This is a genomic window from Bartonella sp. A1379B (assembly GCF_002022485.1).
Lineage (GTDB): Bacteria > Pseudomonadota > Alphaproteobacteria > Rhizobiales > Rhizobiaceae > Bartonella > Bartonella rochalimae.
The window spans coordinates 429,958-440,788 of record NZ_CP019780.1 but is presented as its reverse complement, the minus strand read 5'-3'; the positions used below and the strand labels follow the sequence as shown (position 1 = coordinate 440,788).

Sequence of the window (10,831 nt, the reverse complement as noted above, 5' to 3'; positions counted from 1 at the left end):
TATTATAACTTTATAAAAAAATCAGAGCATACTATTTTAAAATATGCTTCCTCAAAATTAACCTTCTGAATCAGATATTACTCGTTGTGCAATAAGTTCACGTGCATCATCAAGCTCTACATTAAGACCAAGAGAACGCATTTCCTTAACTAATACATTAAAGCTTTCAGGAATACCTGCTTCAAATGTATCATCACCACGAACAACAGCTTCATAAACTTTCGTTCGACCGGCCACATCATCTGATTTAACCGTCAACATCTCCTGCAAAGTATACGCAGCACCATAAGCTTCAAGTGCCCAAACCTCCATCTCACCAAAACGTTGACCACCAAATTGAGCCTTACCTCCTAACGGCTGCTGTGTAACAAGTGAATAAGGTCCAATTGAACGCGCATGTATCTTATCATCAACAAGGTGATGCAATTTAAGCATATAGATATATCCTACAGTCACTGGACGATCAAAAGGCTCTCCAGTACGACCATCATAAAGCGTAACTTGTCCTGAACTATCTAAGCCTGCATCTTCCAACATCATATTAATATCAGCTTCATGGGCTCCATCAAAAACAGGTGTTGCAATCGAAACGCCTTGCTTCATCTGAAGTGCTAACTTAATAAGACTTTCATTATCATAGTGGCGAACCGGCTCATTACGATCATCATCAGGAATGAGATTTTCAATACGTTGACGCAAAGGCAATATATCTCCGGTTTCCTGATAAAGCTTTATTAAATCACCAATTTTTTTACCCATACCCGCACACGCCCAACCAAGGTGTGTTTCAAGAATTTGGCCAACATTCATACGACTTGGCACACCCAAAGGATTCAAAACAATATCGGCATGCGTTCCATCCTCAAGAAATGGCATATCTTCTACTGGAAGAATACGTGACACAACACCTTTATTACCGTGACGTCCTGCCATTTTATCTCCTGGTTGAATTTTGCGCTTCACTGCAACAAAAACCTTCACAATCTTCATAACACCAGGAGGCATTTCATCGCCTCTTTGAACTTTTTCAACCTTATCCATAAAACGACGTTGCAGTGCTTTTTTTGATTCATCATACTGCTTATGCAAAGCTTCAATTTCATTCTGAAGTTTCTCATCCTCAACAGCAAACTGCCACCACTGATATCGTGGATACTGTTCCATCACTGTACTATCAAGAGTCTTTCCTTTGGAAAAACCTTTTGGACCTTCTATCGCAACTTTACCCGTTAATATATCCGCAAGACGTGCATAAACACTCCGATCCAAAATTGATTGCTCATCATCACGATCTTTAGCCAAACGCTCAATTTCTTCACGTTCAATTGCCATTGCGCGCTCATCTTTTTCTACGCCATGGCGGTTAAAAACACGAACTTCTACAACAGTACCAAAAGTTCCAGGAGGCATTCGCATAGAAGTATCACGAACATCCGAAGCTTTTTCACCAAAAATCGCACGTAAAAGCTTTTCTTCCGGCGTCATTGGACTTTCACCTTTTGGTGTAATTTTACCAACTAAAATATCACCTGGATGAACTTCAGCACCAATATAAACAATACCTGCTTCATCAAGATTTCTTAATGCCTCTTCTGCAACATTAGGAATATCGCGGGTAATTTCTTCTGGCCCAAGCTTTGTATCACGTGCAGCAACCTCAAACTCTTCAATATGAATCGAAGTAAATACATCATCAGCAACAATGCGCTCAGAAAGTAAAATAGAATCCTCATAATTATAACCATTCCAAGGCATAAATGCCACAAGAACATTTCTCCCAAGAGCTAAATCACCAAGATCTGTAGATGAACCATCAGCAATAATATCACCCTTTTCTATCCGATCTCCTACGTGTACGAGAGGACGCTGATTAATACAGGTAGACTGATTGGAACGCTGAAATTTCTGCAAACGATAGATATCAACACCAGACTTTGAAGGATCTAAATCCTCTGTTGCACGAATAACAATACGCATTGCATCAACTTGATCAACAATACCACCACGTTTTGCACCAATAGCAGCACCCGAATCACAAGCAACTATTGCTTCCATACCTGTACCAACAAGAGGTGCCTCTGCACGCAAAAGTGGAACTGCTTGACGTTGCATATTAGATCCCATCAGCGCACGATTTGCATCATCATTTTCTAAAAATGGAATAAGGGCAGCAGCTACAGAAACTAACTGTTTTGGCGAAACATCCATCAAATCTATATGATCACGCGGCGCCATTAAAACTTCACCAGCATGACGACAGACAACAAATTCTTCCGTAAAACGTCCTTCTGCATCCAATGAAGAGTTTGCCTGAGCCACATAATGTTTTGATTCTTCCATAGCAGAAAGATAAATAACTTCTTTCGTTACCTTACCATCAATAATCTTTCGGTATGGACTTTCAATGAAGCCATACTTATTAACCCGAGCAAATGTTGCTAAAGAATTAATCAGACCAATATTCGGTCCTTCCGGTGTTTCAATCGGACAAATACGACCATAATGCGTAGGATGCACATCGCGCACTTCAAAACCTGCCCGCTCACGGGTTAAACCACCTGGACCAAGAGCAGAAAGACGACGCTTATGGGTAATTTCTGACAATGGATTGGTTTGATCCATAAATTGCGATAATTGTGAGGACCCAAAAAACTCGCGAACTGCAGCTGCTGCTGGCTTTGCGTTAATCAAATCCTGTGGCATAATAGTATCAATTTCAACCAACGACATACGTTCTTTGATTGCACGTTCCATACGAAGTAAACCAATCCGATATTGATTTTCCATCAATTCTCCAACCGACCGAACACGACGATTGCCAAGATTATCAATATCATCAATCTCACCACGACCATCACGCAATTCAACTAACATTTTAACAACAGCAAGAATATCTTCTTGGCGCAAAATGCGAACTGTATCTGGACAATCAAGCCCCATACGCAAATTCATCTTAACTCGCCCAACAGCTGAAAGATCATAACGCTCTGGATCAAAAAACAATGAATGAAACATAGCCTCTGCTGTATTAATTGTTGGCGGTTCACCTGGACGCATTACTCGATAAATATCAAATAAAGCATCCTGCCGGCTTTCATTTTTATCCACTTTTAAGGTATTACGAATGTATGCACCAACATTCATATGATCAATATCAAGAATATTAATCTGATCAGCACCAACATCAGACAAAATCTTTAATGTTTTTTCATCAATTTCATCTCCAGCTTCAAGATAAATCTCACCTGTTTGATAATTTACGATATCTTCTGCAAGATAGGATCCCAACAAATCATCTTCACTAACTTCAATCGCTTTTAAACCTTTTTCTTCTAAAAGCTTTGCAGCGCGAACTGTTAGTTTTTTACCAGCTTCTGCTACAACCTCACCACTATCTGCATCAACAAGATCAGAAACCAGTTTCATGCCCCTAAAACGATCAACTGAATAAGGAGTACGCCACCCATTCTTAGTACGTTCATAAGAAACTTTATTATAAAATGTCGACAAAATATCTGATGCATCCATACCCAGTGCCATTAAAAGACTTGTCACTGGAATCTTTCGCCGCCGATCAATACGAACATAGACAATATCTTTAGCATCAAACTCAATATCAAGCCACGAACCACGATAAGGAATCACACGAGCTGCAAAAAGAAATTTACCTGATGAATGAGTTTTTCCTTTATCATGATCAAAAAAGACACCTGGAGAGCGGTGCATCTGCGAAACAATAACACGCTCTGTACCATTAATTACAAACGTACCATTATCAGTCATTAAAGGCATGTCCCCCATATAGACACCTTGCTCTTTAATGTCTTTAATATCTTTTGAACCAGTATCTTCATCAACATCAAAGACAATTAAACGCAATATCACCTTTAATGGCGCTGCATATGTCAAATCACGTTGATGACATTCTTCTACATCAAATTTAGGTGGATCAAATTCGTAACGAACAAATTCAAGCATAGCTGTTCCGGAAAAATCCGAAATAGGAAACACCGATTTAAAAACAGCCTGCAAACCTTCATCTAAACGCCCGCCTTCCGGTTCCTCAATCATAAGAAATTGATCATATGAAGCTTTCTGAACTTCAATAAGATTCGGCATTTCTGCTACTTCAGGAATCTTACCAAAAAATTTACGCACACGTCTACGGCCATTAAATTGGGACATCATCGCTAAAGTCTGAGCCATTGTTGCTCCTCGATCTTTACTGCTCAAGGTAGACTAAACCTTGATAGCTTTATGTCATCAGTCTGCATACATACAGACCAGCTCATTTGATACCCTTTTAAGTATCTCTAATTTTTATATATCTAAACAACCAATATATCTACTTAATTTGACTTTACCATTAGGCCGTTTACAACAGCCCATTCCCTTACAGCTACTAAACTGTAAGGAAAAGGATTATCTCAATCAAGCCCCTTTTCTCAGGGAAATTGGCACACATCAATATTTACCAATAAAATAAACTTACTTAAGCTCAACCTTAGCACCAGCAGCTTCAAGTTGGGCCTTAATTTTTTCTGCTTCTTCCTTAGAAGCACCTTCTTTAATAGGCTTAGGCGCTCCCTCAACTAAGTCTTTTGCTTCTTTAAGTCCAAGCCCCGTAAGAGCCCGAACTTCTTTAATAACATTAATCTTTTGAGCACCACCATCTGTAAGAATAACATCAAATTCTGTTTTCTCTTCGGCAGCTGGAGCAGCAGCACCAACAGCAGCAACCGCCACAGGAGCAGCAGCAGAAACACCCCATTTTTCTTCAAGTAATTTTGAAAGCTCTGCAGCCTCCAAAACAGTAAGGTTAGAAAGATCTTCTACGATCTTTGCTAGATCAGCCATTTTAAAATTCCTTCACTTAAAAGATTTGAATTATTGTTTAGAAATTATCCAAAAAAACAGAAAACTATCAAGAATTTCTGTAAGCTTAGATTACAAAAAACAGCATAGCTGCTTCATCCTCCTCGAGCATATGCACCAATAACACGCGCAACCTGACCAGCAGGCGCATTAATAACCTGAACAATACGGGTTGCAGGAGTAGAAACCATACCCAAAATTTTTGCCCGCAATTCGTTCAATGAAGGCAATGAAGCCAAAGATTTTATAGCATCAACACTTAAACTTGTTTCACCCATTGAGCCACCAAGGATAACAAATTTATCATTAGCCTTTGCGAAATCAACAGCAACTTTCGATGCTGTAATTGGATCTTCTGAATAAGCAATAAGTGTTTGCCCAGTGAACAGATCCATCATTTCTTCAGATTTTGTACCCTGAAGAGCGATTTTAGCAAGACGGTTTTTGGCGACTTTAATAGCACCACCTGCTTCACTCATTTTTGAACGAAGATCGTTCATTTGCGAAACAGTCAAACCAGAATAATGTGCAACAACAACAGAACCTGACTCTTGAAAAGTCTTGTTAAGCCATGCAACAAATTTTCCTTTTTCCGCTTTATTCACTGTCTTTCTCCATTTAACAGATCTATTAAAACAAATCTGTTGGTTACCTTTGATAGCATGAAATTCTTCTATGCTAACGATGAGGATCCTGCCCCCTTCTTCACGCATAAACGATCAAAGGCAATCTTGGCTCAAACCTTTTAAGTTTATTAACTTCAAAGTTCTTACCCCAATCTCATGCAGGCCTTTTCTAATTAAGACACCTAAACAAGGTATCACCTACAATCTCGGACAGGACATTCCGGAATTTCTCCCGGTATGACCTGAGCTTAATAAAGCTCAGATAACTGAATGCCAACTAAAACTGATAACTAAAATAATCTCAGCCATCAGATACACAATAAAACCACAAGTTTTTCATATTGTCTCTGAACGAACTGTTGCAGGATCAACCTTTATTCCAACACCCATAGTTGAAGAAACTGCAACTCGCTTAATATATTCTCCCTTTGCACCTTGCGGCTTAGCTTTATTAACGGCACTAACAAAAGCTCTAATATTTTCCACTATTTTCTCAATTCCCAGAGAAGCCTTACCGATGCCAGCATGCACAATACCAGATTTTTCAACACGAAATTCAACAGCACCACCTTTAGAAGCCTTAACAGCACTAGCAACATCAATTGTTACAGTACCAACTTTTGGATTCGGCATCAAACTCCGTGGACCAAGAATTTTACCAAGACGACCAACAAGAGGCATCATATCTGGTGTTGCAATACACCTATCAAAATTAATTGTTCCACTATTAACAGTTTCAAATAAATCTTCAGCCCCCACAATATCTGCACCAGCAGCTTTAGCCTCTTCGGCTTTAACGCCACGCGCAAAAACAGCAACACGAACATTTCGACCTGTTTCATTAGGCAAATGAGCAACACCCCGAACCATCTGATCTGCATGACGAGGATCAACACCCAAATTCATCGAAATCTCGATTGTTTCATCAAATTTAGCAACAGCGCGTTCTTTGACCATTGAAATAGCATCTGTTAAAGCGTAAAGCTTATTAAAATCAACACCTTCACGAATTTTATGTATTCTCTTTGCTATCTTTACCATAATATTAGCCTAACACCTCTAAGCCCATAGAGCGAGCAGAACCTTCAACCATGCGCATTGCTGCTTCAATATCATTTGCGTTAAGATCTTTCATCTTTGCCTCCGCAATCGAATGAATCTTATCACGAGAAATCGTCCCCACAAACACTTTACCTGGCTCTTTAGAACCACTTTTTAAATTTGCTGCCTTTTTCAAAAAAAAAGATACCGGAGGCGTCTTCAATGAAAACGTAAAAGACTTATCTTGATAGTAAGTAACAACTACTGGAATCGGCGCACCTTTTTCCATTTCCTGCGTAGCTGCATTAAAAGCCTTACAAAACTCCATGATGTTAATACCACGCTGCCCAAGAGCAGGACCAATCGGAGGTGATGGAGTAGCCGCCCCTGCAGGAATCTGTAATTTCAACTGACCTACACTTTTTTTTGCCATAATACCCTGCCTCTAAATTTATACTGGTAAATTGGCTACTTAAATTATGCCAAAAAACCACTGCAGTTTGATAGTCTGGATCATTAAGCTGGCAAAAGCCATAAATCACCTTCTATCTTGATACATTTCTCTATATTTTTAAAGTGATCAAAAAAATCACTTTAAGCCCAATCAAAGCTTTTCAACCTGATCAAACTCTAAATCAACAGGCGTAGGACGCCCAAAAATTAACACTTCAACCTTAAGGCGAGAGCGCTCTTCTTCAACCTCTTGAACGATACCATTAAAAGAAACAAAAGGCCCATCTGCTACTCGAACCTGCTCACCTACTTCAAATGACATAGAAGATTTTGGAGACTCAACCCCTTCCTTAACCTGTTTAAGAATTTGCTCAGCTTCGCGATCAGAAATAGGAACAGGACGCGCATCTGAGCCTAAAAATCCTGTCACTTTAGGAGTATTCTTAATAAGATGATAAACCTCATCTGTCAACTCAGCACAAACAAGAATATAACCAGGAAAGAATTTACGCTCAGAATCGACCTTACGACCACGACGAATTTCAACAACACGCTCAGTCGGAACAAAAATTTTTTTAAATAAATGATCAAGCCCTTTTTGCTTTGCTTCTTTATCAATAGCTTCCGCTACCTTTTTTTCAAAGTTTGAATATGCTTGAACAATATACCAACGAGCAGCCACAGTCACATTTCCTTGCACTATCAACTAAAAAGATACTTTAGAAGATCAATACCCTGCCATACACCAAAATTTACCGTCTGATCCACAACAAAAAAGAAAACTGAAGCCAATGCAGTTACCACTAACACCATAACAGTAGAAATCACTGTTTCACGACGCGAAGGCCATTTTACTTTAGCTGTTTCTGCGCGAACTTGTTTTAAAAAGGTAATAGGATTGATTTTAGATACCATTAATCACACTACATTCTTTCTAATCTTATTGCAAACTATACAATAAAAAACATGACAAAAATGCGAAAAGTTACAACAATCCTTACGCAATCCCATCATCTTTTACTCAATACAGATTCATGTACAAAAAAACAAGCCCTATATAAAAAAAAGAAAATAAACATAACTAATCTGTCTATCCTCTCTCTAACTGTGATTCAAATCACAATCCACGGCAGGGGCAGCAGGACTTGAACCCGCGACCTGCGGTTTTGGAGACCGCCGCTCTACCAACTGAGCTATACCCCTAATCTTTTAGAAAAATATTTTAAATATATCCTAAGTAATTTATCTCACCTATTCAATAATTTTAGATACGATACCGGCCCCAACGGTGCGACCACCTTCTCGGATCGCAAAACGAAGCTTCTCTTCCATTGCGATTGGAACAATCAAAGAAACATCCATTGCAACATTATCACCCGGCATAACCATTTCCGTTCCTTCAGGAAGCGTAACTATACCTGTAACATCGGTCGTACGAAAATAAAATTGAGGACGATAGTTTGTGAAAAACGGTGTGTGACGTCCCCCCTCATCTTTCGTTAAAATATAAGCCTCAGCTTTAAATTTAGTATGAGGTGTAACAGAACCAGGTTTCGCCAATACTTGACCACGTTCAATCCCCTCACGATCAACTCCACGAAGCAAAGCGCCTATATTATCACCAGCCTGACCTTGATCTAAAAGTTTCCGAAACATTTCAACCCCGGTAACCGTCGTCTTAGATGTAGGACGAATTCCAATAATCTCTATCTCTTCACCAACTTTAATAATGCCACGCTCAACACGACCTGTAACAACCGTACCACGACCAGAAATAGAAAAAACATCCTCGATAGGCATCAAAAACGGCTGATCAACTGGACGCTCAGGGGTCGGTATATATTTATCAACTTCACTCATCAAAAGACGAACAGAATCTTCACCTATACTCTTATTTGAATCCTCAAGCGCAGCCAAAGCCGAACCCTTAACTATAGGAATATCATCTCCCGGAAAATCATATTTCGATAAAAGCTCACGAACTTCAAGCTCTACAAGCTCTAAAAGCTCGCTATCATCAACCTGATCAACTTTATTGAGAAAAACAACAATCGCTGGAACTCCAACCTGGCGGGCCAACAAAATATGCTCACGCGTTTGAGGCATAGGTCCATCTGCTGCAGAAACAACTAATATCGCACCATCCATTTGGGCCGCTCCTGTAATCATGTTCTTAACATAATCCGCATGACCAGGACAATCAACGTGAGCATAGTGACGGCTCTCCGTTTCATACTCAACGTGCGCAGTAGATATCGTTATACCACGTGCCCGCTCCTCAGGCGCCGCATCAATTTGGTCATACGCTTTAAATTCACCAAAATACTTCGTAATCGCTGCTGTCAATGAAGTCTTCCCATGATCAACATGACCAATCGTACCTATATTAACATGCGGCTTCGTACGTTCAAATTTGCTCTTTGCCATCGCCGTCAATCTCTTGTCTTAAATTAGTTAGTATAAAAAGGTTCTCAGAACCAAATCAAACCGGACTAATACCTCAGTCCGGCATAACAACTATAAAACGAAAATATTCGTCTCTTTATTATGATGATGGAAAACACCCACCATTTTACTCAATCGCCAGCTTATGTCTGGAGCGGGTAGCGGGAATCGAACCCGCGTATTCAGCTTGGAAGGCTGCTGCTCTACCATTGAGCTATACCCGCACATATCAGCTCTATTTGATGAATGGTGAAGGGGGTTGGATTCGAACCAACGTAGCATACGCAACGGATTTACAGTCCGTCCCCTTTAACCACTCGGGCACCCCTCCATTACATCGGTAGAGCTGGGCGATAAAGCATCACTACAACCAATCTCTTTCTACTAAGTTTAGACTGGCTGAGGGTTGGTTATGGCGTTTAGTATTGCATCTGTCAACAAAATAAATATGGTTCTTTACAAATTTTCTATTAAATAATTTAAAATTTTATATTTTTTCTATATACAAATTTCTATATACAAATCCATTATAAACATAATATGAAAAAAATATGCCTAAAGACTCTCATTATGCTCGTCTTCGTCGCCGATATCGTGATACAAAAGGCTCTTTTTTTCAATCTACAACATATGTAAAACAACCACCTATCCCATTACAAAAAGAACAAATTTACCTTTATGGTATTCATCCAGTTCATGCAGCGTTGAAGAATCCTAGAAGAATTTTAAGACATCTGTATGCTACACCAAATGCTTTAAAGCGTCTTGATATAAACGAATCAAATATAGCGTGTCCTATAACACCATGCTCACCGAAAAAACTGGAAATGTTTGTAGGAAGGGAAGCAGTTCATCAAGGAATTGTATTAGAAACTGAACCTCTAAAATCACGTTCTTTATCGGAACTGACAAATACCGATCTTATCATTATCATGGATCAAATTACTGATCCACATAACGTTGGTGCTATTATGCGCTCTGCCGTAGCCTTTAAAGCTGGAGCAATCATTACTACTAATCGCCATTCACCACAAGAAAGTGGTGTACTTGCCAAAGCAGCGTCTGGAGCTTTAGAACTCATTGAATACATTACTGTACGCAATCTTTTTAAAGCACTTCAAGAACTTCACCAAATGAACTTTATTAGTTTTGGACTTGATTCAGAAGGTAAATTTCCTTTAGAAACAGCGTTAACAGGGACTAAAATCTCCCTTATTTTAGGAGCAGAAGGTAAAGGCTTACGTCAAAAAACACGGGAAAATGTGTACTCACTAGCACGCCTTGATCTGCCTGGAGATATTAAGTCATTAAACGTTTCAAATGCTGCAGCAATCGCGCTCTACGCAGTATACAAATACCTTAGACAGTAACTTTATTCTCCTATAGTAAAT

9 protein-coding genes and 3 tRNA genes are annotated in these 10,831 nt (G+C 39.4%); 1 reads left to right on the top strand and 11 read right to left on the bottom strand.

From position 1 onward, the window contains the following. Window positions 1-57: 57 nt before the first annotated feature. The 11 genes from rpoB to BA1379B_RS01800 all read right to left on the bottom strand — a co-directional run bounded on the left by rpoB (window position 58) and on the right by BA1379B_RS01800 (window position 9,771). Window positions 58-4,206: a DNA-directed RNA polymerase subunit beta gene (gene rpoB / locus BA1379B_RS01850; RefSeq protein ID WP_035006013.1), complete on the bottom strand. Its 4,149-nt coding sequence runs from the start codon at window positions 4,204-4,206 to the stop codon at window positions 58-60. Window positions 4,207-4,488: 282 nt separating this feature from the next. Continuing rightward, window positions 4,489-4,857 (bottom strand): 50S ribosomal protein L7/L12, encoded by a 369-nt coding sequence (rplL, locus tag BA1379B_RS01845; protein ID WP_035006015.1) that lies wholly within the window; start codon window positions 4,855-4,857, stop codon window positions 4,489-4,491. A 113-nt stretch (window positions 4,858-4,970) separates the two neighbouring features. After that, window positions 4,971-5,480, bottom strand: coding sequence for a 50S ribosomal protein L10 (rplJ, locus tag BA1379B_RS01840; protein ID WP_078674090.1), 510 nt, complete (start codon window positions 5,478-5,480; stop codon window positions 4,971-4,973). A 357-nt stretch (window positions 5,481-5,837) separates the two neighbouring features. Continuing rightward, window positions 5,838-6,542 carry a 50S ribosomal protein L1 gene (gene rplA / locus BA1379B_RS01835; protein ID WP_078673683.1) on the bottom strand — a complete coding sequence of 235 codons (705 nt, stop codon included), beginning with the start codon at window positions 6,540-6,542 and terminating at the stop codon, window positions 5,838-5,840. A 4-nt stretch (window positions 6,543-6,546) separates the two neighbouring features. Beyond that, complete coding sequence (gene rplK, locus BA1379B_RS01830) at window positions 6,547-6,975, bottom strand: 50S ribosomal protein L11 (RefSeq protein WP_035006020.1); 429 nt, start codon at window positions 6,973-6,975, stop codon at window positions 6,547-6,549. Between the two features lie 171 nt (window positions 6,976-7,146). Next, window positions 7,147-7,677 (bottom strand): transcription termination/antitermination protein NusG, encoded by a 531-nt coding sequence (gene nusG / locus BA1379B_RS01825; protein WP_035006021.1) that lies wholly within the window; start codon window positions 7,675-7,677, stop codon window positions 7,147-7,149. A gap of 20 nt (window positions 7,678-7,697) precedes the next feature. After that, window positions 7,698-7,910, bottom strand: a complete 213-nt coding sequence (gene secE / locus BA1379B_RS01820; RefSeq protein WP_035006022.1) for a preprotein translocase subunit SecE — start codon at window positions 7,908-7,910, stop codon at window positions 7,698-7,700. A 215-nt stretch (window positions 7,911-8,125) separates the two neighbouring features. Beyond that, window positions 8,126-8,198 (bottom strand) — tRNA-Trp (locus tag BA1379B_RS01815). Between the two features lie 48 nt (window positions 8,199-8,246). Next, window positions 8,247-9,422 (bottom strand): elongation factor Tu, encoded by a 1,176-nt coding sequence (gene tuf, locus BA1379B_RS01810; RefSeq protein ID WP_035006025.1) that lies wholly within the window; start codon window positions 9,420-9,422, stop codon window positions 8,247-8,249. Between the two features lie 168 nt (window positions 9,423-9,590). After that, window positions 9,591-9,664: transfer RNA gene (locus BA1379B_RS01805), tRNA-Gly, on the bottom strand. Between the two features lie 23 nt (window positions 9,665-9,687). Further along, a tRNA-Tyr gene (locus BA1379B_RS01800) sits at window positions 9,688-9,771 on the bottom strand. A gap of 220 nt (window positions 9,772-9,991) precedes the next feature. On the opposite strand from BA1379B_RS01800, the gene BA1379B_RS01795 reads away from it, so the two are divergent. Beyond that, entirely contained in the window at window positions 9,992-10,810 is an 819-nt protein-coding gene (locus BA1379B_RS01795) for a TrmH family RNA methyltransferase (protein WP_078673681.1), read from the top strand. Window positions 10,811-10,831 lie beyond the last annotated feature (21 nt).

Coding starts and splice junctions, on each gene's coding strand:
- BA1379B_RS01795 (WP_078673681.1), top strand. CDS start 9,992: ATGCCTAAAGACTCTCATTATGCTCGTCTTCGTCGCCGATATCGTGAT.
- secE (WP_035006022.1), bottom strand. CDS start 7,910: ATGGTATCTAAAATCAATCCTATTACCTTTTTAAAACAAGTTCGCGCA.
- tuf (WP_035006025.1), bottom strand. CDS start 9,422: ATGGCAAAGAGCAAATTTGAACGTACGAAGCCGCATGTTAATATAGGT.
- rplA (WP_078673683.1), bottom strand. CDS start 6,542: ATGGTAAAGATAGCAAAGAGAATACATAAAATTCGTGAAGGTGTTGAT.
- rplK (WP_035006020.1), bottom strand. CDS start 6,975: ATGGCAAAAAAAAGTGTAGGTCAGTTGAAATTACAGATTCCTGCAGGG.
- rpoB (WP_035006013.1), bottom strand. CDS start 4,206: ATGGCTCAGACTTTAGCGATGATGTCCCAATTTAATGGCCGTAGACGT.
- rplL (WP_035006015.1), bottom strand. CDS start 4,857: ATGGCTGATCTAGCAAAGATCGTAGAAGATCTTTCTAACCTTACTGTT.